Raw genomic sequence first — 26,902 nt, forward strand, 5'->3', positions numbered from 1 at the left:
TCGTGCCTCAAACTATGTGCAGCGCAGCAAAGGTCAATAGGGCTGACGTTGACCAATACGGCAAAGCCATGCCGATTTGGTGGCCAGACCGTTCAGCATTTTGATATCGCTCAATTTAAATGAGCCATGCGTCCGCTGCATCTCTGCTGCGCTGCAACAGGCGCGTGCGCGCACACGCCCGCCGCAATCGGTGCCGCCGGTGTCAGCGCACCAGAATCGCCCGGAAGTCGTTGACGTTGGTCAGCGTCGGCCCGGTCATCACCAGCCGGTCGAGGGCGGAGAAGAAGCTGTAGCCGTCATTGTTGGCGAGGTAGTCGTCGGGCTTCAGCCCGCGGCTCGCGGCGTCGGCGAGCAGCGCCGCGTCGAACCAGGCGCCGGCATTGTCCTCGGTGCCGTCCACGCCGTCCGTGTCGCAGGAGATGGCGGAGATGCCCTCCCGGCCCTTGAGGGCGATGGCGAGGGCAAGGAGGAATTCGACGCTGCGTCCACCGCGTCCCTTGCCCCGCACCGTCACCGTGGTCTCGCCGCCGGAGAGCAGCACGCAAGGCGCGACCGCCGGCAGGCCATGTTCGGAGGCGGAGCGGGCGATGCCGGCGAAGACGTTGCCGGCCTCCCGTGCCTCGCCCTCGATGGCGTCGCCGAGGATGAGCGGGGTGAGGCCGAGCGTCTTCGCCTTCTCCTCGGCCGCCTTGAGCGCCATGAGGGGCGTCGCGATCATGTGCACCTCCTGGCCGGGGATGGCGTCGCCCGAAACCGTGTTGGCGCGGATGACCTGTTCCAGCTTGTCGGTGATCTCGATGCCCCAGGTGCGCATCAGCCCGAGCACCGTCTCGGGGTCGGATGCCTCGGGAATGGTCGGGCCGGAGCCGATGGCGGCGGGATCATCGCCCGGCACGTCGGAGATGAGGTAGGTGACGGCCCGTGCCGGCGCGATGGCGGCGGCGAGGCGCCCGCCCTTGATGGCGGACATGGACTTGCGCACCCGGTTCATCACGCCGATGGGCGCGCCGGACTTGAGCAGCGCGGAATTGAGCGCCTGCTTGTCGGCGAGCGTCAGTCCCTCGGCCGGAAGGGTGAGCAGCGAGGAGGCGCCGCCGGACATGAGGCACACCACGAGGTCCTCCGGGCCGGCGCTGCGCGCCAGCTCCAGGATGCGGCGGGCGGCGTCGAGCCCGGCCTGGTCGGGCACTGGGTGGGCGGCCTCGACGATCTCGATGTGCTTGGTCTCGCAGCCATGGCCGTAGCGGGTGACGATGAGGCCCTCGCAGGGGCGGCCCCATTCCTCCTCGAAGGCGCGGGCCATGCGGGCGGAGGCCTTGCCGGCGCCGATCACGATGGTGCGGCCGCCTTTCGCCGCGTCGGGCGGGGCGGGGAGGCGGTCCTTGAACTTGCCTTCCGGCAGAGCGGCGGCAAGGGCGGTTTCAAAGAGCGCGAGCAGGATCTCCCTGTCGGAGGCCGTGGCCGTGCCGGTTGCCGTCGTGCCGGTTGCCTTTTCCATGGGGCGCTCTCCCGTCCGCTTGTGCGAAAGTCTTATAAGGTCCGTGGCCTGTAGCGGCTCGCCGGGCGCCGATCAATAAGCGCGGCGGGAAAGGCTGCTTTCCCGGGGTGGGCAGAAACGCCGGGCGCGTGCATCCGCCGGCCCGAGCGCCTATATGCGGGCCATGACCGCCCCCGCCGACACCGCGCCCCATCTCGTCTTCGATCGCCCGCTGTTGCGCCGGCGCCTCGCCCGTGCCGCCGGGCAGGGGCCGGAGACCTTCCTGCTGGAACGCGCGGCGGAGGATGTGGCGGATCGGCTTTCGGCCGTGAAGCGGACCTTCGCGAGCGCCGTGGACCTCGGCACGCCGACCGCGGCGCTCGCCACCGCCCTATCCGGGCACCCGGCCGTGGAGCGTCTGATCCGCGCCGCGCCGCTGGCCGGTGAACTCGCCCCGCCCGCCGTGGTGGCGGATGAGGAGGCTCTGCCGTTCGCTGCCGGCAGCCTCGATCTTGTGGTCTCGGCGCTGGCGCTCCAGTCGGTGAACGACCTGCCGGGCGTGCTGGCGCAGGTGCGGCGGGCGCTCAAGCCGGACGGGCTGTTCATGGCCGCGCTGCTGGGCGGCAGCAGCCTCACCGAACTGCGGCAGGCCTTCGCCATTGCCGAGAGCGAGACCACGGGCGGCCTCTCGCCCCGCGTCGCGCCGTTCGCCGATGTGCGCGATCTCGGCGCCCTGCTGCAGCGGGCGGGGTTCGCCCTGCCGGTGACGGACGTGGATCGCGTGGTGGTGCGCTATTCCTCGCCCTTCACCCTGTTTGCGGATCTGAGGCGCATGGGCGGGGCCAATGCGCTCAACGAACGCCGCCGCGTGCCGCTGCGCCGGGCGACGCTGCTGCGCGCGGCAGAAGTCTACGCCGAGCGCTTCGCGGACCCCGACGGCAAGGTCCGCGCCACGTTCGAGATCGTATTCCTCTCCGGCTGGGCGCCGCACGAGAGCCAGCAGAAGCCGCTGCGCCCCGGCACCGCGCGCATGCGCCTCGCCGACGCCCTCAAGGTGCCGGAGCAGCCGCTGCGGCCCGGCGACGAGCCCGGCTGAAACGCCGCCCCCGCGTGGCTTCTCGTCGCTTGGCCTTGCTCGTCCCCTCCCTCTAAATGGCGGGAGACGCGATGGGGAGGCTGGAATGAGTGGGGCAGTGGGCACAGCGGTGCGCGAGGAGCCGGTGACGATCGACGGCTTCAAACACATTCTGCCGATCACGACCCGATGGATGGACGTGGACGTCTACGGGCACGTGAACAACGTGGTCTATTATTCCTACTTCGACACGGTGGTGAACGAGCATCTCGTCTCGGCCGGACTGCTGGACCCCCAGACGAGTCCGGTCATCGGCCTCGTGGTGGAGACGCGCTGCATCTATTTCCGCAGTCTCACCTATCCGGCCCCGGTCAAGGCCGCCATGCGGGTGACGAAGCTGGGTTCGTCCTCGGTGCGCTACCAGATCGCCCTGTTCCAGGGTGACGACCCGAGCGCGGCGGCGCAGGGGCATTTTGTCCATGTCTATGTGGAGCGGGCGACCCAGCGGCCGGTGCCGATCCCTGCGCCGGTGCGGGCGCTGCTTGAGACACTGGTGGTCTGAAACGCAAACGGCCCGCGTCCGAGGGGACACGGGCCGTCTTGTGTCGCCGGATGGCGCGATCAGCAGATGTACTGCGCGCCGTTGACGGTCATGGTCGAGCCGGTGATGAAGCCGGCGTCGTCGGCGGTGAGGAAGACCACCGCGCGGGCGATGTCCTCCGGCTCGCCGAGGCGGCCGACGGGGATGGTCGCCACGATCTTGGCCAGCGCCTCGGGCGGCACAGCGCGCACCATCTCGGTAGCGATGTAGCCGGGGGCGATGGCGTTCACCGTGATTCCGAGCTTCGCGGTTTCCTGCGCGAGGGCCTTCACGAAGCCGATCTCGCCGGCCTTGGCGGCCGAATAATTGGTCTGGCCGAACTGGCCCTTCTGGCCGTTGATCGACGAGATGCAGACGATGCGGCCGAACTTGCGGTCACGCATGCCCTCGATGACGTTGCGCGTCATGTTGAAGGCGGAGTTGAGGTTGGTGTTGATCACCGCGTTCCACTGCTCAAGCGACATCTTGTGGAACTGGCCGTCGCGGGTGATGCCGGCGTTGTTGACGAGGATCTCGATGGGGCCGACCTCGGCTTCCACCTTGGCGATCCCCGCCTTGCAGGCCTCGAAATCGGACACGTCCCACTTGTAAGCGGGAATGCCGGTCTTTTCGGTGAAGGCCTTCGCGGCCTCTTCATTGCCCGCGAAATTGGCGACGACGGTCTTTCCGGCAGCCTTCAGTGCCACCGAGATTGCCTCGCCGATACCGCGCGTGCCGCCCGTGACCAATGCGACGCGTCCCATGGTTTCCCTCCTTCACTTCACTCTATTGGCTCGACCTGGAGACTCCCCCACCCAGCCCAAGCGGGTCGAGCCACGCTCGGGCGGTGTGTAGCAAGTCGGTATTTCCGTTCGGAAACGGAGGGCCGCGATCGAAGGTCGCGGCCCTGTTCCGGACGGTGGGGCCTGGGGCGTGGCCTCCCGTCCGGTTGCCTGAAACGACGCGCGCTCAGTCGCGCGAGGCAACTCAATCGCGTGCGAGGCACATGGCGATGCCCATGCCGCCGCCGATGCAGAGGGTGGCAAGGCCCTTCTTGGCATCGCGCTTCTGCATCTCGTGCAGCAGGGTTACGAGGATGCGGGTGCCCGAGGCGCCGATCGGATGGCCGATGGCGATGGCGCCGCCGTTCACATTGACCTTGGAGGTATCCCAGCCGAGGCCCTTGTTGACGGCGATGGCCTGGGCGGCGAACGCCTCGTTGGCCTCGATCAGGTCGAGATCATCCTTGGACCAGCCGGCCTTCTCCAGCGCCAGCTTGGAGGCCGGGATCGGGCCCGTGCCCATGACGGACGGATCGACGCCGGCCTGCGCCCACGAGACGATGCGGGCGAGGGGCGTCTTGCCCTCGGCCTTGGCGCGGGCGGCGCTCATGAGCACCACAGCGGCGGCGCCGTCATTGATGCCGGAGGCGTTGCCGGCGGTCACGGTGCCGTCCTTGGCGAAGGCGGGCTTCAGCTTGGTCATCGCGTCGATGGTGGCGCCGTGGCGGATGTACTCGTCCTGATCCACCACCACGTCGCCCTTGCGGCTGGAGATGGTGACGGGGACGATCTCGTCCTTGAACTTGCCGCCCTTCTGGGCCGCCTCCGCCTTGTTCTGGGAGGCGACGGCGAACTCGTCCTGCTCGGCGCGGGTGATCTGGAATTCCTTGGCCACGTTCTCCGCGGTCACACCCATGTGGTAGCCGTTGAAGGCATCCCACAGGCCGTCCTTGATCATGGTGTCGGCGAAGTCGGCATTGCCCATGCGCACGCCGTTGCGCAGATGCGCGGCGTGGGTGGACTGGCTCATGGATTCCTGGCCGCCGGCCACCACGACCTCGCTGTCGCCGTTGGCGATGGCCTGGGCGCCGAGCGCGACGGAGCGCAGGCCCGAGCCGCACACCATCTGCACCTCATAGGCGGGCGCCTCGATGGGCACGCCGGCCTTGATCGAGGCCTGGCGGGCGGGGTTCTGGCCCTGGGCGGCGGTGAGCACCTGGCCCAGAATCACCTCGCTCACGGCGGCCGGCGCCACGCCGGCGCGCTCGAGGGCGGCCTTGATGGCGATGGCACCGAGCTCATGCGCGGGAAGCGTGCCGAGCGCGCCGTTGAACGACCCGACAGGGGTACGCGCGGCGGCGACGATGACGACCTCGTCCTTCATGGAAGTCTCTCCTGGGAAGATCGGGCGGGTGGCTCCGCGCCTCTTTGCCGAATGGCGAGTGGGAAGGCTTGACCTCTATCGTGTCCGGGCCGGACCATGTGTCAATGACCCATCGCATGGCAAGGGGGCCGGTCAAAAGCAGCTATTCAACCTTGGTCGGCCGCAGGCCCGGCGCGCTTCGGCAAAGGGCGGAGTCTGCGCTGCGAAAGGAGGGATGGGCAGCGCACACAAAGTGGTAGCTCTGCACTTGGAAACGCCTTAACCTGCCGTTCCGCCCAAGGAAACGGATGACCGGACGATGGCAAAAACGCAAGAGCCAGTCACCATCAAGAAATACGCGAACCGCCGTCTCTACAACACGGGGACGAGCACCTATGTGACGCTCGAAGACCTCGCCAACATGGTGAAGGAAGGCGAGGATTTCGTGGTGTACGACGCCAAGAACGGCGAGGACATCACCCATTCGGTACTGACGCAGATTATCTTCGAGCAGGAAAACAAGGGGCAGAACCTTCTGCCCATCGCTTTTCTGCGCCAGATCATCCGCTTCTACGGCGACAGCATGCAGATGCTGGTTCCGCGGTACCTGGAAGCGTCCATCGACAGCTTCACCAAGGATCAGGGCAAGTTCCGCGATCACCTCTCCCAGACGCTCGCGGGGACGCCCTTTCCGGTGCCGGGCGCTCCGTTCGCCGGTCTGGACGAGACGGTGCGTCGCAACATGGAAGTGTTCGAGCGCGCCTTCCACATGTTCCTGCCTTTCCCCAAGGGGGATGAGCCGGCCGGGACCGCGACCACTCCGGCTGCTGCACCTGCGCAGCCTGCGCCGCAGCCCGAGCGGGTGGACGAGCTTGACGCTCTGAAGCGCCAGATGGCCGACATGCAGGCGAAGCTGGAACAGCTCGTTCCGAAGCCCGAGCCCAAGCTCGTCGCCAAGAACGATGCGCCGAGCGAGATCCGCAGCCCGAAGGAAGGCAGCGGGAGCTGAGAAACCGACGCCGGCCACCCATTGCGGGGGCCGGCGGTTTGGACCGAAGGATTCGCGAGGGCCGGTTCAAGTCCGGCCGCGGTGCGGGGCTTTTTACTGTTGCCCGCGCGGGTCGACCGTGAAATCGCGCTGGGCGACGCGGATCGAGACCGAGAAGCCGGCCACCACATCCAGCAGCATGATGCACAGCAGGATCGCGAATACCGAGTTGCCGGCCGGGCGCACCAGCAGGAACTCGGCCAGGCCTGCGGCGAACACCAGCATCGACAGCATGTGATCGATGATCGAGCGCGAGCTGATGCGCGTCGACTTCAGAATCTCGAAGAACAGGAAGAACAGGCTCAGGGCGATGAACCCTTCCGCGAGGGTGATCGTCCAGTGGGCGCCCGACATCATCTCGACCGTGGTGAGCACGGTGGTCCATTCCGTGCCGGGCATCAGAAAGACCATGATGTTGTAGAGGGCGAGGGGGACGATCAGCAACGGGACGGGCGTCAGCATTGGTGCTCCTCGGGGCCGCTCAGCCGGGAAAATGCCCAGGGCCTTCGCCCATGGCGCCGTCCCGGCTCCGCCGATGCGATGACACATCGGGCGCTGAATGTCACGAATGGGGAGGCATCGGGGGATTTCGCCTGCCGGCCGTCCGCCTCGGGCCGATGCCGGGAGAATCAAGCGCCGGGCAGGGCCGCGGCGGGGCGGCCGCATCGCGAACGCAACGGCACGGGCGCGATGTCGCGCGCCGGTCAGCGTTAATGAATGATGATGGGATTCAGTTGGCCCACCCGCAGGGAAAAGCGAATCGCTCAGCAGTTGCGGCGGCGGGAATCACCCCTGAAGAGGGTAGGCGCGCCGGCGGCGTGCGCCGGCGCTGCAGCGGGCGGCCGTGAGGGCCACCGCGACGTGAAGCTCAGGCCTCGGCCTTGGGCTTCAGGATCTGCCGGCCGCGATACATGCCGGTCTTCAGGTCGACGTGGTGCGGACGGCGCAGCTCGCCCGAATCCTTGTCTTCCACATAGGTGGGCTGCTTCAGCGCGTCGGCCGAACGGCGCATGCCGCGACGGGACGGCGAGGTCTTTCTCTTCGGGACAGCCATTGTCCAAACTCCTGAACGGCGTAACGAGCCAACTGAACTGCCAACTGGCGCAACATGCGAGCGCGCCGGCTGGCGCCCTTGCGGCTTTTCGAACTTGTGATCGGTGCGCGCCGAGCCCGAAGACGGATGACGAAGCCTGTACGCGTTCGTCTCGAGCCCGGTTGCGAACTGCGTGGAGGCAGTGCGCGGGGCTCGCCCGTGGGCCAGCATTCCCGATTGAAGGCGCGCCTTATACAGGCTCGCGCGCGGGAACGAAAGCCCCGCCGTGCGTTTTCCGGTCGCGGGTATGCCGCAACAATGCCCTCTTGTCAGAGGAGGACACGTGAGCAAGGTTGCGCGCGCATCGGCGCATCCGACGACACATATCCGAGGAAAACGGCCCCATGAAGCGTTCCGCTCAGCTTTCCCTCTTCGCCGCCCTGCTCGCGGCCTCGGTTTCCGCGGCTTCCGTTGGGGCGGCGTTGGCGCAGGGGGCCCAGGCACCCGCGGCTGCACCCGCAGCGGCCCCTGCGGCGGCGCCCGCCGCCGATCCGGTCCTCGTCACCGTGAACGGTACGCCCATCCGCCAGAGCGAGCTGAACATCGCCATCGAGGACATCGGCTCCGGCCTGCCGCCCGAAGTCCGCGGCCCGGCCCGCGATGAATACGTCCTGTCGTTCCTGACCGACATGACCCTCATCGCCAAGGCCGCCGAGGCGCAGAAGGTCGACCAGACCCCCGAGTTCCAGAATCGCCTCGCCTACGCCCGCATGAAGGCGCTGATGGAAGCGCTCATGATGCAGGAGGCCAAGAAGGCCGTTTCCGCCGAGCTCAAGCGCAAGACCTACGACGAGCTGGTGAAGTCGGCGCCCGCCGACATGGAAGTCCACGCCCGCCACATCCTGGTGGACGACGAGGCCAAGGCCAAGGACATCGCCAAGCGGGCCAAGGCCGGCGAGGACTTCGCCAAGCTCGCCAAGGAAAATTCCAAGGACAGCGCCGAGGACGGCGGCGACCTCGGCTATTTCACCAAGGACCAGATGGTGCCGGAATTCGCCGCGGCGGCGTTCAAGCTGGAGAAGGGTCAGGTCTCCGATCCGGTGAAGACCCAGTTCGGCTGGCACGTCATCAAGGTCGAGGACAAGCGCCAGAAGGCCGTGCCGTCCTATGAGCAGGTCGAGGACCAGGTTGAGCAGTATCTCGTCCGCAAGGCGCAGGCCGACATGGTGACGAAGCTGCGCGCCGACGCCAAGATCGAGAAGACCGCCGCCCCGGCCGCTCCCGCTACGCCCGCCACCCCCGCTCCGGCGGCGCCTGCGGCCGATCCGGCCAAGAAGTGAGCCGGCGGCAGCTGCCGTCTCTTTCTCTCCAAAAGAAAAACCCCCGGCTTGTGGCCGGGGGTTTTTTATTGGCTCAAGCGCTGCGTGAACTGCTTGTCAGTTCACCAGATCGGGCCGCACCCGCCAGCCGCCGGCGCCGTCCTCGGAAAGCGCCTCGGTGACCTTGGGGTGGCGCACCGGCTCCTCGGAGGGGTCGCGCTCCAGATTCTGCTCGGAGACATAGGCGACGTATTCGCTGTCCGCGTTTTCGGCGAGCAGATGGTAGAACGGCTGGTCCTTGTGGGGGCGGATGTCCTCGGGAATGGAGAGCCACCACTCCTCGGTGTTGTCGAACACCGGGTCCACATCGAACACCACGCCCCGGAAGGGGAAGTGCTTGTGGCGCACCACCTCACCGATGCGGAATTTCGCCTGCCGCATGCCGGCACCGAGTTCTGACGCAGCGTAATGCGTGGGGTCTTCGGGGATGCCGTCGCCAATGGGAGCAACGATTGCGGGCTTTGCGCGCGCTTTGTCCTGGCTGGCCATATCCCGCCTCTTCCTGACTTTTTCCGCTCCGCCCGACACCGGGTGGAAGAGCCGCGGCGACCTTCGCCGCGGCCGTTGGTTAATCAATTCTCTCACAATCCGTAGGCTTTGCCCATTTCCGGGTCCTTGGCTGCGACAATGCGGGCAAGGTCGACGATCACCTTGGCCTGCTTCCAGGTGGCGTCGTCCTGCATCTTGCCGTCGATCATCACCGCGCCGGCGCCATCCGGCATGGCTTCGAGAATCTTGAGGGCGAACGCCACCTCGCCCGGATCCGGCGAGAAGACGCGCTTGGCGATCTCGATCTGCGTGGGGTGCAGCGACCAGGCGCCGACGCAGCCCTGGAGGAAGGCATTGCGGAACTGGCTCTCGCACGCGGCGAGGTCCGCGAAATCGCCGAACGGGCCGTAGAAGGGCTTGATGCCGTTGGCGGCGCAGGCGTCCACCATCTTGCCGACGGTGTAGTGCCAAAGGTCCTGCTGGTAGCCGATGCGCGGCTTGTCGCCGTCCGGGTCGGCCAGCACCTTGTAGTCCGGGTGGCCGCCGCCGACGCGGGTGGTCTTCATGGCGCGCGAGGCGGCAAGGTCGGCCGGGCCGAGGCTCATGCCGTGCATGCGTGGAGAAGCGGCGGCGATCTCCTCCACATTCTTCACGCCCTCGGCGGTCTCAAGAATGGCGTGGATGAGGATGGGCTTCTGGATGGAATGGCGCGCCTCGAGCTGGGCGAGGAGCTGGTCGAGATAATGGATGTCCCACGCGCCCTCGACCTTGGGCAGCATGATGACGTCCAGCTTGTTGCCGATCTCGCTGACGATCTCGATGATGTCGTCCAGCACCCATGGGCTGTTGAGGCAGTTGATGCGGGTCCACAGGCCGGTGGAGCCGAAATCGGTGGCCTTGGCCATCTCGATGAAGCCCTTGCGAGCGGCTTCCTTGGCATCGGAGGGAATCGCGTCCTCCAGATTGCCGAGAACCACGTCCACCTGCTTGGCAATATCCGGCACCTTGGCGCGCATCTTCTCCAGGTGCGGCGGCACGAAATGGATCATGCGCTCGAGCCGCACCGGCAGCTCGCGATATGGTGCGGGCGCGCCGATGGCGAGCGGCTTGAAGAATTGGCGCGGCAGCTTCATGAGTCCCCCCGTGTGGATGCAGGCAGGGGGCATATAACCCCCCGCAGAACCTGTTGATTGCAATGCAGCATAGGTGGCCGGCCTGCGCAACACGACTTCAGGGCGACCGGGCTGGCGCCCGTCGGGCAGGGGGAATCGAGGCATGACAATTACGCGGCGCGGTGTGCTCGGCGGTCTCGCCGGGCTGGCGGCTTCTTCCACCCTGCCGGCGACGGCAAAGGACTTCTGGGGCCAGCGCCTCGCCAATGCCCCGCGCGAGTTCCTGTTCGGCTACGGCTCCCTCATCAGCGGGCCGTCCCGGACCGCGACGTCCGGCCGCCCCGTGCCGGCCATCGCCGCCCGAATCGCCGGCAGCTTCGGCTATGTGCGCTCGTGGGCATCGCGTTTCACCCCGCGGGAAGGCGCGGCGGGGTTCACCGCCCTCGGCATCCGTCCGCGGATGCCGGGCGAGGAGCCGGGCAGCATCAACGGCGTCATCTTCCCGGTGAAGGACGAAGCCGAGCTTGCATCCTTCGACGCCCGCGAGGGCGGCTATGACCGGGTGGAGCTGGACCAGGCCCATGTGGAGGCCATCGACTGGGAAGGCCTGCCGCGCGTCGGCAAGATCTGGGTCTATGTGCCCAAGGAGTCCGCCGGCAAGGGGCCGGATGACCTCCAGCGGCCGGACGTGAACTTCCCGCTGCTCCAGTCCTATATCGACGTGGTGATGCAGGGCTCCCTCGACGAAGGGCCGGACTTCGCCCGCGAACTCATCGAGACCACGCTCGACTGGAGCCCCTTCTGGCTCGACGACCGCCCCATCGCCCGCCGCGCCTGGGCCGACACGCCCCGCTCGGGTGCCATCGATCGCCTGCTTGCGACGGTGGAGCCGGCGGCGAGCCAGTTCCGCAACCGGCTCTATCCGGAGCTTTATGCGGTGCGGCATTTGATGGGCAAGGCAGCGACGCCGCCGCGCTGATCGGCGCGCCCGCGCTTTTCATCCTTCGCAGGGATTTGTAGGAAGGGGGCACCCTGCTGCCTCCTTTCCCCGCCTTCCGGCCAGCCTCCGGCGATCATGAGCGACCTCTTCGGCCTCGCCTTTCCGTTCTTCGGCCTGATTCTCCTCGGCTATTTCTGCGGCCGCAGGGTGAAGCTGCCGGAGGCGGGGCTCGCTTGGCTCTCCTTCTTCATCATCTACGTGGCGCTGCCGGCGCTCTTCTATCGCATCGTCGCGCAGACGCCGTTCCACGAGCTGGCGAATCCCGCCTTCATCCTGGCCGTGCTGGCCTCCACCGCCACCATGGCCCTGCTGGCGCTGGGCGTGGGCCTTTGGTTCCGGAAGGGGAATATCGGCGAGGCGGCCATCGCCCTCACGGCCGGCGCCTACGCCAATGTGGGCTACATGGGCCCTGGCCTGACGCTCGCCGCCTTCGGGCAGGCAGCCGCAAGCCCGGCTGCACTTATCTTTGCCACCGACAGCATGTTCTTTTTCACCGTCGTGCCGCTGCTGATGGCGACCCGCGGGCGGGGTGAGAGCCTCGGGCACACCTTCGTGCTCATCGCCAAAAGGGTCCTCACCCACCCCTTCAACATCGCCACCCTGCTGGGGGTGCTGGCGGCGGCTTTCGAGTTCAAGGAGCCGGACGCGCTGTCACGGATGCTGGATTACCTGAAGAACGCGGCCGCGCCCTGCGCGCTGTTTGCCCTCGGGGTTACGGTCGCGCTCCGGCCGTTGAAGCGCGTGCCGGTGGAACTCGGGCCGCTCCTGGGCCTGAAGCTGCTCGTTCACCCGTTCGTGGCACTCGTCTCGCTCTCAGTGTTCGGGCCGTTCTCGCCGGTGTGGGAGGAGACGCTGCTGCTCATGGCCGCGCTGCCGCCGGCGCTCAACGTGTTTGTGCTGGCCCGGCAGTACCACGTGTTTGTGGAGGAGGCCTCCACCGCCGTCCTCCTCGGCACCCTGTCGTCGGTCGTGACGGTGACGCTGATGCTCTATATGCTGCGCGAGCACCTCATCCCGCTCAGCCTGTTCTGAGGCTCACGCGGCCAACCTTGCGCCGCAAGCCTTATGCAGCCTTGTCGCCGATGCCGAGGCGCATCAGCCTGCGCCGCAGCGGGCCGACGCGATCGAGCAGATACAGGCCGAAGCCGCGCACGCTCTGCACCGGCACGAGATCGGACAGCAGCGAGCGATTGAGGAGGTCGACCGCCGTCATGCGGCCCGAGATGTCGCGCTGGCGCCTGTCCGCATAGCGGGCGAGCACCTCGCGGCTGCCGGGATCGCGGCCCGTCGCGATCGCATCCGCCGCGAGGCTGACCAATGCTGCCGCATCCCGGAGCCCGAGGTTTAGTCCTTGTGCGCCGATCGGCGGCATGATGTGGGCGGCTTCGCTCAAAAGTGCCACGCGATCGCCGACGAGGCGCTCCGCCGTCTCCGCCGCCAGCGGGAAGGCGCCGCGGCCGCCTTCCATCTCGAACCGGCCGAGCACGGAGGAGGCGCGCGCTTCCAGTTCACGCGCCAGCGCTTCGTCGCTGAGGCCGAGCAGGCGGATCGCCTCGCGCTCGGTGACCACGCAGACGATGGAGGAGCGGTCGCCCGTCAGAGGCACCAGGGTGAAGGGGCCACTCTCTGTGTGGAATTCGGTGGAGGTGTCCTCGTGGGGCCGCGTGTGCTGCACGGTGGCGGTGAAGGCCACCTGCGGATAGGTGCGGTTGCGCATCTTGATGCCGGCTGCGGCACGGACGGTGGACTGGCGCCCGTCCGCCCCGGCGACCAGCCGCGCGGCCAGGCTTGTTCCATCCGCCAGCTTCAGAGTGATCGCATCCGGTCCGAAATCGATGTGCTCCACGGAGGTGCGGGCGATGTGAAGGTTCGGAATCTCCATCGCCGCGGCGAGGAGGCCGTTGCGCAGGGCGTCGTTCTCGATGTTGTAGCCGAAGGCGTCGAGGCCGATCTCGGCAGAGCGGAAGGTCACCTCCGGCGCGCGCACCAGCCGGCGCGTGGCATCGGCGATGCGCATGTCGCGCAGTGGCGCGGCACGGGGCGCGATCTGCGACCACACGCCGAACTCTTCCAGAATACGTACCGAGCCTTCCAGCAGCGCCGTGGTGCGATGATCCGCGCCGCGATCGGGGCCGGTGACGAGCGCGGTCGAGACGCCACGCGCGGCGAGGCCGATGGCGGTGGCAAGCCCGGCGGGACCTGCGCCAACGACGACCACCTCGTGCATCACGTCGTGTTCCATCGCTGCCTCCTCATGGTCGGATCAGGGGACACTAGAGCCGAGTCTGCCGCGGCGAAAGCTGCGGAGATGCCGCGGATACGTGTGGGACGCCGCCGCGGACCAGCGCGTGCGCTCTTGCGGTCGCGCCGCGTTCCGATCAGCCTTCGCGAATCTGGGGCAGGGAGTGCGCCGATGTTGGACTGGATCACGTCGCCGGAAGCCTGGGCGGCGCTGGTGACGCTGACGGCTATGGAGATCGTGCTCGGCATCGACAATGTCGTGTTCATCTCGCTGGTGGTGCAGCGCCTGCCGCCGGCCGAGGCCCTGCGGGCTCGGCAGATCGGCCTTTCGGCGGCGCTGCTGCTGCGCATCGGGCTTCTGTTCGCCCTGTCCTGGCTCATTGGCCTCAGGCAGTCTTTGTTCACCGCGTTCGGTCACGACTTCTCCTGGCGCGACATCATCCTCATCGGCGGCGGCGCATTCCTGATTGCCAAGGCGACGTCCGAGATGCACGGAGCGCTGGAAGGTGAGGACGAGCCGAGCGAGGAGACGGTCGCCGGCGCCGCCAAGCGGGCCTTCGCCGGGATCGTCGTGCAGGTGATCCTGCTCGATCTTGTCTTCTCGGTGGATTCCATCCTCACCGCCATCGGCATGGCCGAGCATCTCGCCATCATGGTGCTGGCCGTCATCATCGCGGTCGGCATCATGTTCGTGGCCTCCGGCCCGCTCTCCGCCTTCATCGCCACCCACCCCACGACGAAGATGCTGGCGCTCGCCTTCCTGGTGCTGATTGGCGTGACGCTGGTCGCCGACGGTTTCGGCGCCCACATCTCCAAGGGCTACATCTATGCGGCCATGGCGTTCTCGGTGATGGTGGAGGTGCTGAATGTCGCCGCCGCCGGCCGGCGCAAGCGGCGGATCGCACTCGGCAGGGGAGGCGAACGATGAACGCGGACAAGGTTCTGCTGGTCACAGGCGGTAGTCGAGGCATCGGCGCGGCCTGCGTGCGGCGCGCGGCGGAAGCCGGCTACGGGCGCATTGCAATCAACTACACCCGCGACGCGGCGGCGGCGGACGATGTGGCCGCCGAGGCGCGGGCGCTGGGGGCTGAGGTGCTGGTCGTCCAGGGCGACATGGCCCGGCCGAAGGACATCGCCCGCCTCTTCGAGGAGGTGGACGCCAACCTCGGCACCCTCACCGACCTCGTGAACAACGCGGGCATCACCGGCCGCGCCGGTCCTTTCGCCGATGCCGACCCGGCCGAGATGGCCCGTGTCATAGATCTCAACGTCACGGGGGCGATTCTCGTGGCGCAGCAGGCGGTTCGCCGCATGTCCACTACGCGCGGCGGCAAGGGCGGCGCCATCGTCAACATCTCCTCCATGGCCGCGACGCTCGGCTCGGCGGGGGAATATGTCTGGTACGCCGCCAGCAAGGGCGCCATCGACAGCTTCACGCTGGGTCTCGGGCGCGAGGTGGCGCGCGAGGGCATCCGTGTGAACGCCATCGCCCCGGGCCTCATCGCCACCGATATCCACGACACGAGCGGCGTCGTCGGGCGGCTGGAGCGCCTCGCGCCGACCACGCCCATGGGCCGGCCCGGCACGGCCGAAGAGGTTGCGGACGGCGTGATGTTCCTCCTGTCGGAGGCGGCGAGCTATACCACGGGCGCGGTGCTCAAGATTTCGGGAGGCCGCTGAGCCCGCTTGCGGCCGAACCGGCCCGCCCTATGATCCGCTCAATCTCGGGAGGATAGGGGTTGGTGGTCATGGTCCATGCGGTTCAGGTGCATCAGACGGGCGGACCCGAGGTGCTCAGCTTCGAAGCGGTGGCGGTCCCCCCGCCTGGCCCGGGTCAGGTGCAACTGCGCCACACCGCCATCGGCCTTAATTTCATCGATGTCTATTTCCGCACAGGCCTCTACAAGGCCGCCGGCTTCCCCTTCATTCCCGGCAGCGAAGGCGCCGGCGTGGTGGAGGCGGTGGGGCCGGATGTGACCGATTTCCATCCGGGGGATCGCGTCGCCTACGCCATGGCCATCGGCGCCTATGCCGAGGTGCGCAACATCTCGACCTCGGTCCTCGTGCATCTGCCTGCTGCCATCGACGACCGCACCGCCGCGGCCATGATGCTCAAGGGCATGACGGCGCAGTACCTCGTGCGCCGTACCCACCACATCAAGCCGGGCGACGTGATTCTCGTGCAGGCCGCCGCCGGCGGCGTCGGCCTCATCCTGTGCCAGTGGGCCAAACACCTCGGTGCCACAGTGATCGGCACCGTGGGCTCCAAGGACAAGGCCGAGCTTGCCCTCGCCAATGGCTGCGACGAGGTGATTCTCTACCGCGAAGAGGACTTCGTTCACCGGGTGAAGGAGATCACCTCCGGCAAGCTGTGCGACGTGGTTTACGACGGTATCGGTCAGGCGACCTATCCGGCCTCCCTCGACTGCCTCAAGCCGCTCGGCCTGTGGGTCAGCTTCGGCAATGCCTCGGGCGCCATCAAGAATTTCGACCTGCTGCACCTCTCGCAAAAGGGGTCGCTGTTCGCCACCCGGCCGACCCTGGGCACTTTCGTCGCCAAGCGCGCCGACCTTATCGCCACCGCCAACGACCTGTTTGAGGCTGTTCTGACCGGCGCGGTGAAGATCCCGATCCACCAGACCTATGCGCTGAAGGACGCCCAGAAGGCGCACCGCGACCTCGAGGGCCGCAACACCACGGGGTCGACACTGCTGCTGCCGTGAGTCTCGCGCTCCTCTCCTGCAAGGCGAGAGGGGCCGCCCGGATGCAGGCGTCTTCATCATTCCCACAGTCACGCCGTTACAATGGCTTGCGCATCCCGCCCCTCCGCATGATATCTACGGTTCAACAAGGATGGGGCGGGCGCGCTGAGCCTGCTCCGCCGTGCTGCGACGGATCGTTCCGGCCATGATGCGCCAATACGAACTCGTCGAGCGCGTTCGACGGTATAATCCCAACACCGACGAGGCGCTGCTCGACCGCGCCTATGTCTACGCCATGAGGGCGCACGGCAGTCAGCTGCGTGCGTCCGGCGATCCCTATTTCTCCCACCCGCTCGAAGTCGCGGCGATCCTCACCGATCTCAAGCTGGACGATGCCACCATCGTCTCGGCCCTGCTGCACGACACCATCGAGGACACCAGCGCCACCAAGGCGGAGATCGAGCGGCTGTTCGGCCACCAGATCGCGACGCTGGTGGAGGGGCTGACCAAGATCAAGAAGCTCGACCTCGTCTCCAAGCAGGCGAAGCAGGCCGAGAATCTCAGGAAGCTGCTGCTCGCCATCGCCGACGACGTGCGGGTGCTCCTCGTCAAGCTCGCCGACCGCCTCCACAACATGCGCACCCTGAAATGGGTGCCGCCGGAGAAGCGGGACCGGGTGGCGCAGGAAACGCTGGACATCTACGCGCCGCTCGCCGCCCGCATGGGCATGCAGGACATGCGCGAGGAGCTGGAGGATCTCGCCTTCCGCCAGCTCTCCCCGGAAGCCTATGAGAGCATCACCACCCGCGTCTCCGAGCTGAGGCAGTTCAACGGCCCGGTGGTGCAGGAGATCGAGCGGGAGCTGAAGGACGAACTCGAGCGGCGCGGCATCGTCGCCGAGGTCAAGGGGCGGGAGAAGCGGCCCTTTTCCATCTGGGGCAAGATGGAGCGCAAGGCCATCGGCTTCGAGCAATTGTCGGACCTGTACGGCTTCCGCGTGCTCGTCTCCTCGGTGGAGGACTGCTACCGGGCGCTGGGCGTCGTCCACACCAAGTGGGCCATCGTGCCGGGCCGCTTCAAGGACTACATCTCCACCCCCAAGCCCAACGACTACCGCTCCCTGCACACGACCGTGGTCGGCCCGCGCCGCCAGCGCGTCGAGATGCAGATCCGCACCAAGGACATGGAAGAGATCGCCGAATACGGCATCGCCGCCCATGCCCTCTACAAGGATGCCTCGGGCGCGCCAGGGGAGATGCTCTCCCACGAAAGCCGCGCCTATGCCTGGCTGCGCAAGACCATCGAGAACCTGTCGCAGGGGCTCTCGCCCGAGGAATTCCTGGAGCACACCAAGCTCGAGCTGTTCCACGATCAGGTGTTCTGCTTCACCCCCAAGGGGCGACTCATCGCTTTGCCGCGCAAGGCGACGCCCATCGATTTCGCCTATGCCGTGCATACCGACGTGGGCAATACCGCCGTGGGTTGCAAGATCAATGGCACCATCGCGCCGCTGGTGTCGGAGCTGAAGAACGGCGACGAGGTGGAGATCATCACCTCCAAGGCGCAGACGCCGCCGGGCGCGTGGGAGACCATCGCCGTCACCGGCAAGGCCCGCGCCGCCGTGCGCCGTGCCACCCGTGCCGCCGTGCGCGCGCAATATGCCGGCCTCGGCCGCAAGATCACCGAACGCGCCTTCACCCGCGTCGGCAAACCCTTTACCGAGGATGGGGTGGCCAAGGCCACGCCCCGGCTCGCCCGCGCATCGGCGGAGGATGTGTTCGCCGCCATTGGCCGGGGCGAGATCAAGACCGACGACGTGATCCGCGCCGTCTATCCCGACTGGGTGCCGCCCCGCCCCGAGGAGCGGGCGGAGCGCGCCGCCAGTGGCGAAGGCTGGTTCGAGCTGAAGCGCGGCCACAACCTCAAGTTCAAGATCCCCGAGGGCGCCACGTCGGAACGGCTCGACGCCATTCCCATCCGCGGCATCAACGGCGACCTGCCCGTGCGCTTCGCGCCGGATGGCGGCGCCGTGCCGGGCGATCGCATCGTCGGCATTCTCACGCCGGGTGAGGGCATCACCATCTATCCCATCCAGTCGGCGTCGCTGCAGGGGTTCGAGGACGCGCCCGAACGCTGGCTGGACGTGCGGTGGGACGTGGACGAGCTGTCCGACGGGCGCTTCCCCGCCCGCATCATCGTCACCGCCCGCAACGAACCCGGCTCGCTGGCGCAGATCGCCGGTGCCATCGGTGACCGGGGCGGCAATATCGACGGGCTGCAGATGCATGCCCGCTCGGCGGATTTCCACGAGATGGTGATCGACGTGGAGGTGTTCGACCTCAGGCACCTCAACGCCATCATCGCCGATCTCAAGGCCCGCGAGGTGGTCTCGCAGGTGGAGCGCGTGAACGGCTGAGGCCGGCGCGGACGGGAGCAAGCGAAATGGCGGTGCTGAAGCCGGTGCGGCTCGGGGTGAACGTCGACCACGTGGCGACCGTGCGCAACGCGCGGGGCGGCCTGCTGCCGGATCCGGTGCGCGCCGCCCGTCTCGCCGCCACGGCGGGCGCCGATGGAATCACCGCCCATCTGCGCGAGGACCGGCGCCATATCCGCGATGCCGACATGACGCGGCTGAAGGCCGAGATCGACCTGCCGCTCAATTTCGAGATGGCCGCCACCGAGGAGATGGTGGGCATCGCCGTCTCCGTCCGCCCCAATGCCTGCTGCCTCGTGCCCGAGCGGCGGGAGGAGCGCACCACCGAGGGCGGGCTCGATGCGGCGGGGCTTGCGACCGAACTCGGCCCGCGCATCGCCCGGCTGAAGGCGGCGGGCATCCGCGTCTCGCTCTTCATCGCGGCTGAGGAGAGGCAGATCGCCGCGGCGGCCGCGCTCGGCGCCGATATCGTGGAACTGCACACGGGGGGATGGTGCGACGCGGTTGCGGAAGGCCGCACGGCCGAGGCGGAAGCCGAGTTCGCGCGCCTCAAGGCCGGGGCGCGGCAAGCCAATGCGCTGGGGCTGGAAGTCCATGCCGGCCACGGGCTCGACTATGCGACGGCTGAGCGCATCGCGGCCTTTCCCGAGATCGTGGAACTGAACATCGGCCATTTCCTGATCGGCGAGGCCATCTTCGTCGGGCTGGAGGCGGCGATCCGCACCATGCGGGCGGCCATCGCCGCCGGGCGGGCGGCCGCAACCGGCGAGGCGGCATGATCCTCGGCATCGGCTCCGACTTCTCGGATGCGCGCCGCATCGCCAGATCCATCGAGCGGTTCGGCGATCGGTTCCTGAACCGCGTCTTCACGCCCGTGGAGCGGGCGAAGGCGGACCGGCGCAAGCTGAGGGCGGAGACCTACGCCAAGCGCTTCGCGGCCAAGGAGGCCTGCGCGAAGGCGCTCGGTACCGGCCTGAGCCAAGGCGTGTTCTGGCGCGACATGGGCGTCGTCAACCTGCCGTCCGGCCAGCCGACGCTGGTGCTGACGGGCGGGGCAGCGCGGCGGCTCGCGCAGATGGTGCCGCAAGGGTATGAGCCGCACATCCACCTCTCCCTCACCGACGAGGGTCCGCTGACGGCCGCCTATGTCATCATCTCGGCGGTGTCCCGCTCCGGCGCCTGACGCTGGAGGAGGTCGAGGGCGTGCGTTGCCGGGAGGCCGCGAAGCCTCTATAGGGGCGGTCTTGCCTGTCGAGACCGGCGCGCATCTGCCGGTATCTCCTCAGTTTCGGCGCAGTTTGTCGTACCCTGCGCCTCATTTGGGAAACCTTGGACACCCGATGACCGCGACCAGCGATTCCAAGAAGGACGGCGGCTTTCTCGAAACCGTCCGGGTGATTGTCCACGCGCTGCTGATCGCGCTGGTGATCCGGACCTTCCTCTTCCAGCCGTTCAACATCCCCTCCGGGTCGATGAAGGACACGCTGCTGATCGGCGACTATTTGTTTGTCTCCAAGTACAGCTACGGCTATTCCCACTTCTCGATTCCCTTCTCGCCGAACCTGTTCTCCGGCCGGATTTTCGGATCCGAGCCGACGCGCGGCGACGTGGTGGTGTTCAAGCTGCCCAAGGACAACGAGACCGACTACATCAAGCGCGTGGTCGGCATGCCCGGCGACAAGATTCAGATGATCAACGGCCTCCTGCACATCAACGGCGTGCCGGTGCAGCGCGAGCGCCTGTCGGACGTGAGCGAGGACGACGGCTCCGGCCGCAAGGTGCCGGTGAAGCGCTGGCGCGAGACGCTGCCGAACGGCGTCTCCTACGAGACGCTGGACCTGGTGGATAACGGCTTCTACGACAACACACCCGTCTATGAGGTGCCGCTCGGGCACTTCTTCATGATGGGCGACAACCGGGACAATTCCGCCGACAGCCGCGTGCTGAGCCAGGTGGGCTATGTTCCGTTCGAGAATCTCATCGGCAAGGCGCAGCTGATCTTCTTCTCGATCGACGAGGGCGCTTCTGCGTGGCAGGTTTGGACATGGCCTTGGACGGTGCGATGGGATCGGCTGTTCACACGGGTGCATTGAACGGGGCGGGGCAGGATCTCGCCCATCTCGAGGAGCGGATCGGCTACCGCTTCCGCGATCGCTCGATGCTTGAGCTGGCCCTGTCCCACATCAGCGCCGTCAAGGGCGAGGCGCCGCGCCTGCGCTCCTACCAGCGGGTGGAATTCCTGGGCGACCACGTGCTCGGCTCGGTGGTGTCGCACATGCTCTATCTCGCCTTCCCGGAAGGCGAGGAGGGGGAATTGTCGCGCCGGCTCGCCGAGCTGGTGCGCGAGGAAGCCTGCGCCGAGGTCGCCGAGGACATGGACCTCGGCCCGTTCATCCGCCTCGGCCCTGGCGAAAGCCAGTCCGGCGCGCACAAGCGCCGCGCCATCCTCGCCGATGTGGCCGAGGGTGTGGTCGCGGCGGTGTTCCTCGACGGCGGGTATGAGGCGGCCCACGCGCTGGTGGAGCGGTTCTGGCGTCCGCGGCTAGAGGCCCCGCGCCGGCCGCTGCGCGATGCCAAGACCGTGCTGCAGGAATGGGCCCAGGCCCGTGGCCTGCCGCCGCCCGTCTATCGCGAGGTGATGCGCTCCGGCCCGGACCACGCGCCCCGTTTCACCGTGGCGGTGGACCTGCCCGGCCTCGCTTCGGCGCAGGCGGATGGCGCCTCCAAGCAGAATGCACAGAAGGCGGCTGCCGCCGCCTTCCTCGTCCGTGAGGGCGTTTGGGAGAAGGACGAGGCCTGATGGCACCGAGGAAGAAGGCGGGCGCCGACACGGCCGCCCCGGATCAACATCCTGCCGTTGCGGAAGAGGAAGCCCTCGCCGCCGCCGCGCCGCACGAGGATGTCGCCGAAGAGGATATCGCGGAGGATGAACTCTCCGATGATCTTCCGGACGACGATCTTCCGGATGACGATGAGGACGACGATTTCGACGACGAGCTGGATCGCGCCGAGCGCGCTCCTCTTGCGCCGCTCCAAGGTCCGACCCGCTGCGGCTTCGTCGCTTTGCTCGGCGCGCCCAATGCCGGCAAGTCCACGCTGACCAATGCGCTGGTGGGCACCAAGGTATCCATCGTCTCGCACAAGGTGCAGACGACGCGCTCCATCGTGCGTGGTATCGCGCTGGACGGCGCGGCGCAGGTGGTGCTGGTGGACACACCCGGCATCTTCGCGCCCAAGCGCCGGCTGGAGCGGGCGATGGTGTCGAGCGCCTGGACCCATGCCGCCGACGCCGACGTGATCGCGTTGCTGGTGGACGCCAACCGCGGCCTCGACGAGGATATCGAGGCGCTGCTCGGCCAGCTGAAGGACATCCGCAAACCGCGCGCGCTCATCCTCAACAAGATCGACCTGATCCGCCGCGACAGCCTTCTGGCGCTCGCCGCCGCGATCACCGAGCGGGCGCCGTTCGACCGGGTGTTCATGGTCTCCGCGCTCACCGGCGACGGCGTGAACGACGTCCGCCGCTGGTTCGCCGAGACGGTGCCGGAAGGCCCCTGGCTCTATCCCGAGGATCAGGTCTCGGATGCGCCCATGCGCATGCTCGCGGCCGAGATCACCCGCGAGAAGATGTTCCTGCGCCTGCACGACGAACTGCCCTACCGCTCCACGGTGGAAACCGAGAGCTGGAAGGAATTGCGCAATGGCTCCGTCCGCATCGAGCAGACGATCTTCGTGGAGCGCGAAAGCCAGCGGAAGATCGTGCTCGGCAAGGGCGGCAACACCATCAAGACCATCTCGTCCGAATCCCGGAAGGAGATCTCCGAGATCATCGAGCAGCCGGTGCATCTCTTCCTGTTCGTGAAGGTGCGCGAGAGCTGGGCGGATGATCCCGAGCGCTATCGCGAGATGGGGCTGGAGTTCCCCAAAGGCGGCTGAACGTGCGGCTGAGCACGCCGTCGTGCGTTTGCGAAAGCGCAAGGCTGGATTGCGATCTTACGGCTGGATGTAGGCATTCATGCACGGCATAACCGGTGGCGAACCCAACGGGGAGACGTGTCATGTCGAAACCAGTCGTCGCGATCGTGTATCACTCGGGCTATGGCCACACCAAGGTGGTGGCTGAATCCGTGCTCGCCGGCATCAAGGAAGTCGATGCGGTCGAGGGCGTCCTCGTCTCCGTGGACGAAGTGGACGAGAAGTGGGACGTGCTGGACGGCGCCGCCGCCATCATCTTCGGCGCGCCGATCTACATGGGCAACGTCTCCGCTGCCTTCCAGGCGTTTGCCGAGAAGTCGTCCAAGCGCTGGTTCGAGATGAAGTGGAAGGACAAGCTGGCCGCCGGCTTCGTCAATTCCGGCGCGCAGAACGGCGACAAGCACCAGGGCATCCACGCGATGTTCGGCCTGTCGCAGCAGCACGGCATGGTCTGGGTGGGCCTCGGTCTCCATCCCGGCAACAACAATTCCAAGGGCTCGCTGGACGACCTGAACCGCCTCGGTGGCTTCGCCGGCGCCTATGCCCAGTCCAACATCGATGAAGGCCCGGACGTGGTGCCGCCCGCCACCGACCGCCGCACCGCCGCCCATCTCGGCCGCCGCGTCGCCGAGGCGACCGTGCGCTGGACCCGCGGCGCCTGAAAATCGCCATCTGAGGCGCGCCTGCGTCTCGCGTCCTCCCCGCTTCCGCTCGCTGCGGCGGCGGGGTAATGGGGGCGGAACGTTAGCGCCGCGGAGGAATCGCGATGAGTGACCGGAGCCTGCTCGTGGTGGTGCTCGCCGCCGGGGAAGGGACGCGCATGAAGTCGCGCCTCCCCAAGGTGCTCCACAAGGTCGCCGGCCGCACCATGCTCCACCATGTGCTGGCGGCGACCCGTGCCGCCGGCGCCACCCGCACCGCCGTGGTGGTCGGCCCCGGCCGCGAGGATGTCGCCGCCGAGGCGACGCGCATCGTGCCGGACGCGCAGGTGTTCGTGCAGACCGAGCGGCTCGGCACCGCCCACGCCGTGCTCGCCGCCCGCGCCGCGCTGGAACAGGGCGCCGACGACGTGCTCGTGCTCTATGCCGACACCCCGCTGGTGCGCCCCGAAACCCTCGCCCGCCTGCGGGCCCCGCTGGCCGAGGGCGCTGCCGTCGCCGCGCTCGGCTTCGAGCCGGAAGACCCCACCGGCTATGGCCGCCTCGTCACCTCCGGTGACGAACTCGTCGCCATCCGCGAGGAGAAGGACGCGACCGCCGCCGAGAAGGCGGTTCGCTTCTGCAATGCCGGGCTGATGGCGCTCTCGGGCAAGGATGCGCTCTCCATCCTCGACCGCATCGGCAACGCCAATTCCAAGGGCGAATATTATCTCACCGACGCCGTAGAGATCGCGCGCGCCGACGGGCGCGCCGCGGTCGCGGCGAAGGCGGATGTGGACGAGGTGGCCGGCGTCAACAGCCGCATCCAGCTCGCCGAGGCCGAGGCCATCCTGCAGAAGCGCCTGCGGCTCGCCGCCATGGCCGAGGGCGCCACGCTGATCGCGCCGGAGACGGTGTTCTTCTCCGCCGACACGGTGCTCGGCCGCGACGTGATCGTGGAGCCCAACGTGGTGTTCGGGCCGGGCGTCACCGTCGGAGACGATGTGGTGATCCACGCCTTCTGCCACCTCGAAGGCGCGCAGCTCGCGCCCGGCGTCTCCATCGGTCCCTACGCGCGGCTGCGGCCGGGCACGCGGCTGGATGAGGGCGTGCGCATCGGCAATTTCGTGGAGACCAAGGCCGCCCATATCGAGAGCGGCGCCAAGGTGAACCACCTCTCCTACGTGGGTGATGCCCATGTGGGCGCGGGCGCCAATCTCGGTGCCGGCACTATCACCTGCAATTACGACGGCTTCTCCAAGTATCGCACCGAGATCGGCGCGGGTGCCTTCATCGGCGTCAATTCGGCGCTGGTGGCTCCGGTGACGATCGGGGCGGGGGCCTATGTGGGCACCGGCGCCGTCATCACCTCGGATGTGCCGGAGGATGCCCTCGCCATCGCCCGCAGCCGGCAGGTGGTGAAGGACGGCTGGGCGAGGGATTTCCGCGCCGCCCGGGCGGACGCGAAGAAGAAGTAGCCTTCGCCTGACACCAACGGAAAGGCGATGTGATTCCGGCTCCGGCCCCGTGGGGGGTAGGACTTGCGGGTTAGGACTCGCGAGGTAGGACTTGCGGGTTAGGAACGGTCCATTCAGTTTTTGCAGTGCACCTTGGGCGCGACAATCAGCCGGGCCCAACCGGGGCGCCGCCAACATCGGAGCTAGATCGCATGTGCGGGATCGTCGGCATTCTGGGGAAGAGCGCCGTCGCGGACAAGGTGGTCGAATCCCTCCGGCGCCTGGAATACCGCGGCTATGATTCCGCCGGCATCGCGACACTGGAGAACGGGCATCTCGAGATCTGCCGCGCCGAAGGCAAGCTGCGCAATCTCGAGACCAAGCTCGACAAGCACCCGCTCAAGGGCCACGCTGGCATCGGACACACCCGCTGGGCGACCCACGGCAAGCCCTCCGAGCGCAATGCCCATCCCCACGGCACCAAGCGCGTGGCGGTGGTCCACAACGGCATCATCGAGAATTTCCGCGAGCTGAAGGAAGAGCTGAAGGCTGCTGGCGTCACCTTCAGGAGCGACACGGACACCGAGGTCGTCGCCCAGCTGGTGGACCGCGAGTTGCTCTCCGGCAAGGAGCCGGTGGCGGCGGTGGCAGCCGTGCTGCCGCGCCTCAAGGGCGCCTTCGCCCTCGGTTTCCTGTTCGACGGCAAGACCGACCTGTTGATCGCCGCCCGCCGCGGTTCTCCCCTCGCCATCGGCTACGGCAATGGCGAGATGTTCCTCGGCTCGGACGCCATCGCCCTTGGCCCGTTCACCGATCGCATTGCCTATCTGGAAGAGGGCGACTGGGCGGTGCTGACCCGCGAGGGCGCGGAAATCCGCGACGAGACGGGGCGCATCGTGGAGCGCGCGGTGCAGAAGGTGCCAGCCGGCGCCCTGCTCGTGGACAAGGGCAACCATCGCCACTTCATGGCGAAGGAGATCTACGAGCAGCCCGAGGTCATCTCCCACACCTTCGGCCATTATCTCGATCTCGACACCGAGACCGTCTGCCTGCCCGAGCTGCCGTTCGACCCGAAGGAGGTGCAGCACATCTCCATCACCGCCTGCGGCACCGCGCTCTATGCCGGCGCAGTGGCGGAATACTGGCTGGAGCGTTTCGGCCGCGTGCCTGTCTCCACCGACATCGCGTCCGAGTTCCGCTACCGCGAGACGCCGCTGGCGCCGGGCGGCGTCACCATCGTCATCTCCCAGTCGGGCGAGACGGCGGACACGCTGGCCTCCCTGCGCTACGCCAAGGAGTGCGGGCAGAAGGTAGTGGCCGTGGTGAACGTGCCCACCTCCACCATCGCCCGCGAGGCGGACGTGGTGCTGCCCATTCTCGCCGGCCCTGAAATCGGCGTCGCCTCCACCAAGGCCTTCACCTGCCAGCTGGCGACGCTGGCCTGCCTGTCCGTCGCGTTCGGCCGCGCCAAGGGCGTGCTGTCGGCGGATGACGAGCACAAGCTGGTGCGCGCCTTCATGGAAGTGCCGCGCCTGATGACCGAGGCGCTGAAGCTCTCGCCGGAGATCGAGGTGCTGGCCCGCACCCTCGCGAAGGCCCGGGACGTGCTCTATCTCGGCCGCGGAACGAACTATCCGCTGTCGCTGGAAGGGGCGCTGAAGCTCAAGGAAATCTCCTACATCCACGCCGAGGGCTATGCCGGCGGCGAGCTGAAGCACGGCCCCATCGCCCTCATCGACGAGAAGATGCCGGTGGTGGTGATCGCCCCCCACGACCGCATCTTCGACAAGACCGTCTCCAACATGGAGGAGGTGGCGGCGCGCGGCGGCAAGATCATCCTCGTCACCGACCCCAAGGGGGCTGAGGCGGCGCCGGTGAATGCGGTGCAGAAGCTGATCCTGCCCGAGATGCCGGCGACCGTGTGCCCGATGGTCTATTCCATCCCGGTCCAACTGATCGCCTACCATACGGCGGTCATCATGGGCACGGACGTGGACCAGCCGCGCAACCTCGCCAAGTCCGTGACGGTGGAATAGGCCGTCACCGTGGAATAGTCGGCGACGGTGGCCTGGTCCAGCGCGGGTGGCACAATCCACCCGTGCCCCTTGAAATCTGTT

At 67.6% G+C, this 26,902-nt stretch carries 26 protein-coding genes; 18 read left to right on the forward strand and 8 right to left on the reverse strand.

Annotation, left to right across the window (positions count from 1 at the left end):
- Positions 1-202: 202 nt before the first annotated feature.
- A complete protein-coding gene (locus ACE3QW_RS08415) occupies positions 203-1,498 on the reverse strand; it encodes a glycerate kinase (protein WP_374251176.1) in 1,296 nt (431 codons plus the stop codon).
- Between the two features lie 163 nt (positions 1,499-1,661).
- On the opposite strand from ACE3QW_RS08415, the gene ACE3QW_RS08420 reads away from it, so the two are divergent.
- Both ACE3QW_RS08420 and ACE3QW_RS08425 read left to right on the forward strand, forming a co-directional pair.
- Positions 1,662-2,573: a methyltransferase domain-containing protein gene (locus tag ACE3QW_RS08420; RefSeq protein WP_374251257.1), complete on the forward strand. Its 912-nt coding sequence runs from the start codon at positions 1,662-1,664 to the stop codon at positions 2,571-2,573.
- A gap of 85 nt (positions 2,574-2,658) precedes the next feature.
- Entirely contained in the window at positions 2,659-3,114 is a 456-nt protein-coding gene (locus tag ACE3QW_RS08425; RefSeq protein ID WP_374251177.1) for an acyl-CoA thioesterase, read from the forward strand.
- 59 nt (positions 3,115-3,173) lie between these two features.
- Here the strand turns inward: ACE3QW_RS08425 and phbB are convergent, their stop codons facing one another.
- A complete protein-coding gene (gene phbB / locus ACE3QW_RS08430) occupies positions 3,174-3,896 on the reverse strand; it encodes an acetoacetyl-CoA reductase (protein WP_374251178.1) in 723 nt (240 codons plus the stop codon).
- Between the two features lie 223 nt (positions 3,897-4,119).
- Positions 4,120-5,298: an acetyl-CoA C-acetyltransferase gene (locus ACE3QW_RS08435; protein WP_029558360.1), complete on the reverse strand. Its 1,179-nt coding sequence runs from the start codon at positions 5,296-5,298 to the stop codon at positions 4,120-4,122.
- 298 nt (positions 5,299-5,596) lie between these two features.
- On the opposite strand from ACE3QW_RS08435, the gene phaR reads away from it, so the two are divergent.
- Positions 5,597-6,286, forward strand: coding sequence for a polyhydroxyalkanoate synthesis repressor PhaR (phaR, locus tag ACE3QW_RS08440; protein WP_024279217.1), 690 nt, complete (start codon positions 5,597-5,599; stop codon positions 6,284-6,286).
- A gap of 93 nt (positions 6,287-6,379) precedes the next feature.
- Here the strand turns inward: phaR and ACE3QW_RS08445 are convergent, their stop codons facing one another.
- Positions 6,380-6,787: a hypothetical protein gene (locus ACE3QW_RS08445; protein ID WP_024279216.1), complete on the reverse strand. Its 408-nt coding sequence runs from the start codon at positions 6,785-6,787 to the stop codon at positions 6,380-6,382.
- Positions 6,788-7,193: 406 nt separating this feature from the next.
- Positions 7,194-7,379, reverse strand: coding sequence for a 50S ribosomal protein L32 (gene rpmF / locus ACE3QW_RS08450; RefSeq protein WP_024279215.1), 186 nt, complete (start codon positions 7,377-7,379; stop codon positions 7,194-7,196).
- Between the two features lie 383 nt (positions 7,380-7,762).
- Between rpmF and ACE3QW_RS08455 the strand changes: the two genes are divergently transcribed.
- Positions 7,763-8,698: a peptidylprolyl isomerase gene (locus ACE3QW_RS08455; RefSeq protein WP_374251179.1), complete on the forward strand. Its 936-nt coding sequence runs from the start codon at positions 7,763-7,765 to the stop codon at positions 8,696-8,698.
- A gap of 96 nt (positions 8,699-8,794) precedes the next feature.
- Here ACE3QW_RS08455 and hspQ read toward each other — a convergent pair whose 3' ends face one another.
- Both hspQ and ACE3QW_RS08465 read right to left on the reverse strand, forming a co-directional pair.
- Positions 8,795-9,118 carry a heat shock protein HspQ gene (hspQ, locus tag ACE3QW_RS08460; protein WP_024279213.1) on the reverse strand — a complete coding sequence of 108 codons (324 nt, stop codon included), beginning with the start codon at positions 9,116-9,118 and terminating at the stop codon, positions 8,795-8,797.
- Positions 9,119-9,318: 200 nt separating this feature from the next.
- Complete coding sequence (locus tag ACE3QW_RS08465; protein WP_029558363.1) at positions 9,319-10,359, reverse strand: CoA ester lyase; 1,041 nt, start codon at positions 10,357-10,359, stop codon at positions 9,319-9,321.
- Positions 10,360-10,501: 142 nt separating this feature from the next.
- Here ACE3QW_RS08465 and ACE3QW_RS08470 point away from each other — a divergent pair, with 142 nt between their 5' ends.
- On the forward strand, positions 10,502-11,317 hold the full coding sequence (locus ACE3QW_RS08470; protein WP_374251182.1) for a gamma-glutamylcyclotransferase family protein: 816 nt from the start codon (positions 10,502-10,504) through the stop codon (positions 11,315-11,317).
- Between the two features lie 96 nt (positions 11,318-11,413).
- Positions 11,414-12,370, forward strand: coding sequence for an AEC family transporter (locus ACE3QW_RS08475; protein ID WP_374251184.1), 957 nt, complete (start codon positions 11,414-11,416; stop codon positions 12,368-12,370).
- A gap of 31 nt (positions 12,371-12,401) precedes the next feature.
- Here the strand turns inward: ACE3QW_RS08475 and ACE3QW_RS08480 are convergent, their stop codons facing one another.
- The gene (locus tag ACE3QW_RS08480; protein ID WP_374251186.1) at positions 12,402-13,580 is read right to left on the reverse strand and encodes a UbiH/UbiF family hydroxylase; all 1,179 of its coding nucleotides are present in this window, start codon (positions 13,578-13,580) and stop codon (positions 12,402-12,404) included.
- A 171-nt stretch (positions 13,581-13,751) separates the two neighbouring features.
- Here ACE3QW_RS08480 and ACE3QW_RS08485 point away from each other — a divergent pair, with 171 nt between their 5' ends.
- The 12 genes from ACE3QW_RS08485 to glmS all read left to right on the forward strand — a co-directional run bounded on the left by ACE3QW_RS08485 (position 13,752) and on the right by glmS (position 26,821).
- On the forward strand, positions 13,752-14,507 hold the full coding sequence (locus ACE3QW_RS08485) for a TerC family protein (RefSeq protein WP_168456945.1): 756 nt from the start codon (positions 13,752-13,754) through the stop codon (positions 14,505-14,507).
- A complete protein-coding gene (locus tag ACE3QW_RS08490; protein WP_374251188.1) occupies positions 14,504-15,259 on the forward strand; it encodes an SDR family oxidoreductase in 756 nt (251 codons plus the stop codon). The genes ACE3QW_RS08485 and ACE3QW_RS08490 overlap by 4 nt, the downstream gene beginning before the upstream one ends.
- A gap of 68 nt (positions 15,260-15,327) precedes the next feature.
- Positions 15,328-16,302: a quinone oxidoreductase gene (locus tag ACE3QW_RS08495; protein WP_374251258.1), complete on the forward strand. Its 975-nt coding sequence runs from the start codon at positions 15,328-15,330 to the stop codon at positions 16,300-16,302.
- 184 nt (positions 16,303-16,486) lie between these two features.
- Positions 16,487-18,697, forward strand: a complete 2,211-nt coding sequence (locus ACE3QW_RS08500) for a bifunctional (p)ppGpp synthetase/guanosine-3',5'-bis(diphosphate) 3'-pyrophosphohydrolase (protein ID WP_024279205.1) — start codon at positions 16,487-16,489, stop codon at positions 18,695-18,697.
- A 26-nt stretch (positions 18,698-18,723) separates the two neighbouring features.
- Positions 18,724-19,494 (forward strand): pyridoxine 5'-phosphate synthase, encoded by a 771-nt coding sequence (locus tag ACE3QW_RS08505; protein WP_029558369.1) that lies wholly within the window; start codon positions 18,724-18,726, stop codon positions 19,492-19,494.
- Positions 19,491-19,898 (forward strand): holo-ACP synthase, encoded by a 408-nt coding sequence (gene acpS, locus ACE3QW_RS08510; protein WP_374251190.1) that lies wholly within the window; start codon positions 19,491-19,493, stop codon positions 19,896-19,898. Before ACE3QW_RS08505 ends, acpS begins: the two co-directional genes overlap by 4 nt.
- A gap of 157 nt (positions 19,899-20,055) precedes the next feature.
- Complete coding sequence (lepB, locus tag ACE3QW_RS08515) at positions 20,056-20,808, forward strand: signal peptidase I (RefSeq protein WP_029558371.1); 753 nt, start codon at positions 20,056-20,058, stop codon at positions 20,806-20,808.
- Positions 20,778-21,515 carry a ribonuclease III gene (rnc, locus tag ACE3QW_RS08520; protein WP_051460874.1) on the forward strand — a complete coding sequence of 246 codons (738 nt, stop codon included), beginning with the start codon at positions 20,778-20,780 and terminating at the stop codon, positions 21,513-21,515. Before lepB ends, rnc begins: the two co-directional genes overlap by 31 nt.
- Positions 21,515-22,651 carry a GTPase Era gene (era, locus tag ACE3QW_RS08525; RefSeq protein ID WP_374251193.1) on the forward strand — a complete coding sequence of 379 codons (1,137 nt, stop codon included), beginning with the start codon at positions 21,515-21,517 and terminating at the stop codon, positions 22,649-22,651. The genes rnc and era overlap by 1 nt, the downstream gene beginning before the upstream one ends.
- A 122-nt stretch (positions 22,652-22,773) precedes the next feature.
- Positions 22,774-23,352: a flavodoxin family protein gene (locus tag ACE3QW_RS08530; RefSeq protein WP_029558373.1), complete on the forward strand. Its 579-nt coding sequence runs from the start codon at positions 22,774-22,776 to the stop codon at positions 23,350-23,352.
- Between the two features lie 104 nt (positions 23,353-23,456).
- The gene (gene glmU / locus ACE3QW_RS08535) at positions 23,457-24,806 is read left to right on the forward strand and encodes a bifunctional UDP-N-acetylglucosamine diphosphorylase/glucosamine-1-phosphate N-acetyltransferase GlmU (protein WP_374251195.1); all 1,350 of its coding nucleotides are present in this window, start codon (positions 23,457-23,459) and stop codon (positions 24,804-24,806) included.
- Positions 24,807-24,997: 191 nt separating this feature from the next.
- Positions 24,998-26,821, forward strand: coding sequence for a glutamine--fructose-6-phosphate transaminase (isomerizing) (glmS, locus tag ACE3QW_RS08540; protein ID WP_029558375.1), 1,824 nt, complete (start codon positions 24,998-25,000; stop codon positions 26,819-26,821).
- The last annotated feature ends 81 nt before the right edge of the window (positions 26,822-26,902 follow it).

This window comes from Xanthobacter sp. (assembly GCF_041911315.1).
In the GTDB taxonomy this organism is placed as follows: Bacteria; Pseudomonadota; Alphaproteobacteria; order Rhizobiales; family Xanthobacteraceae; genus Xanthobacter; species Xanthobacter aminoxidans.

Excerpts from the sequence above, each read along its gene's own strand:
- ACE3QW_RS08415 (WP_374251176.1), bottom strand. The coding sequence starts at position 1,498 with ATGGAAAAGGCAACCGGCACGACGGCAACCGGCACGGCCACGGCCTCC.
- ACE3QW_RS08420 (WP_374251257.1), top strand. The coding sequence starts at position 1,662 with ATGACCGCCCCCGCCGACACCGCGCCCCATCTCGTCTTCGATCGCCCG.
- ACE3QW_RS08425 (WP_374251177.1), top strand. The coding sequence starts at position 2,659 with ATGAGTGGGGCAGTGGGCACAGCGGTGCGCGAGGAGCCGGTGACGATC.
- phbB (WP_374251178.1), bottom strand. The coding sequence starts at position 3,896 with ATGGGACGCGTCGCATTGGTCACGGGCGGCACGCGCGGTATCGGCGAG.
- ACE3QW_RS08435 (WP_029558360.1), bottom strand. The coding sequence starts at position 5,298 with ATGAAGGACGAGGTCGTCATCGTCGCCGCCGCGCGTACCCCTGTCGGG.
- phaR (WP_024279217.1), top strand. The coding sequence starts at position 5,597 with ATGGCAAAAACGCAAGAGCCAGTCACCATCAAGAAATACGCGAACCGC.
- ACE3QW_RS08445 (WP_024279216.1), bottom strand. The coding sequence starts at position 6,787 with ATGCTGACGCCCGTCCCGTTGCTGATCGTCCCCCTCGCCCTCTACAAC.
- rpmF (WP_024279215.1), bottom strand. The coding sequence starts at position 7,379 with ATGGCTGTCCCGAAGAGAAAGACCTCGCCGTCCCGTCGCGGCATGCGC.
- ACE3QW_RS08455 (WP_374251179.1), top strand. The coding sequence starts at position 7,763 with ATGAAGCGTTCCGCTCAGCTTTCCCTCTTCGCCGCCCTGCTCGCGGCC.
- hspQ (WP_024279213.1), bottom strand. The coding sequence starts at position 9,118 with ATGCGGCAGGCGAAATTCCGCATCGGTGAGGTGGTGCGCCACAAGCAC.
- ACE3QW_RS08465 (WP_029558363.1), bottom strand. The coding sequence starts at position 10,359 with ATGAAGCTGCCGCGCCAATTCTTCAAGCCGCTCGCCATCGGCGCGCCC.
- ACE3QW_RS08470 (WP_374251182.1), top strand. The coding sequence starts at position 10,502 with ATGACAATTACGCGGCGCGGTGTGCTCGGCGGTCTCGCCGGGCTGGCG.
- ACE3QW_RS08475 (WP_374251184.1), top strand. The coding sequence starts at position 11,414 with ATGAGCGACCTCTTCGGCCTCGCCTTTCCGTTCTTCGGCCTGATTCTC.
- ACE3QW_RS08480 (WP_374251186.1), bottom strand. The coding sequence starts at position 13,580 with ATGGAACACGACGTGATGCACGAGGTGGTCGTCGTTGGCGCAGGTCCC.
- ACE3QW_RS08485 (WP_168456945.1), top strand. The coding sequence starts at position 13,752 with ATGTTGGACTGGATCACGTCGCCGGAAGCCTGGGCGGCGCTGGTGACG.
- ACE3QW_RS08490 (WP_374251188.1), top strand. The coding sequence starts at position 14,504 with ATGAACGCGGACAAGGTTCTGCTGGTCACAGGCGGTAGTCGAGGCATC.
- ACE3QW_RS08495 (WP_374251258.1), top strand. The coding sequence starts at position 15,328 with ATGGTCCATGCGGTTCAGGTGCATCAGACGGGCGGACCCGAGGTGCTC.
- ACE3QW_RS08500 (WP_024279205.1), top strand. The coding sequence starts at position 16,487 with ATGATGCGCCAATACGAACTCGTCGAGCGCGTTCGACGGTATAATCCC.
- ACE3QW_RS08505 (WP_029558369.1), top strand. The coding sequence starts at position 18,724 with ATGGCGGTGCTGAAGCCGGTGCGGCTCGGGGTGAACGTCGACCACGTG.
- acpS (WP_374251190.1), top strand. The coding sequence starts at position 19,491 with ATGATCCTCGGCATCGGCTCCGACTTCTCGGATGCGCGCCGCATCGCC.
- lepB (WP_029558371.1), top strand. The coding sequence starts at position 20,056 with ATGACCGCGACCAGCGATTCCAAGAAGGACGGCGGCTTTCTCGAAACC.
- rnc (WP_051460874.1), top strand. The coding sequence starts at position 20,778 with ATGGGATCGGCTGTTCACACGGGTGCATTGAACGGGGCGGGGCAGGAT.
- era (WP_374251193.1), top strand. The coding sequence starts at position 21,515 with ATGGCACCGAGGAAGAAGGCGGGCGCCGACACGGCCGCCCCGGATCAA.
- ACE3QW_RS08530 (WP_029558373.1), top strand. The coding sequence starts at position 22,774 with ATGTCGAAACCAGTCGTCGCGATCGTGTATCACTCGGGCTATGGCCAC.
- glmU (WP_374251195.1), top strand. The coding sequence starts at position 23,457 with ATGAGTGACCGGAGCCTGCTCGTGGTGGTGCTCGCCGCCGGGGAAGGG.
- glmS (WP_029558375.1), top strand. The coding sequence starts at position 24,998 with ATGTGCGGGATCGTCGGCATTCTGGGGAAGAGCGCCGTCGCGGACAAG.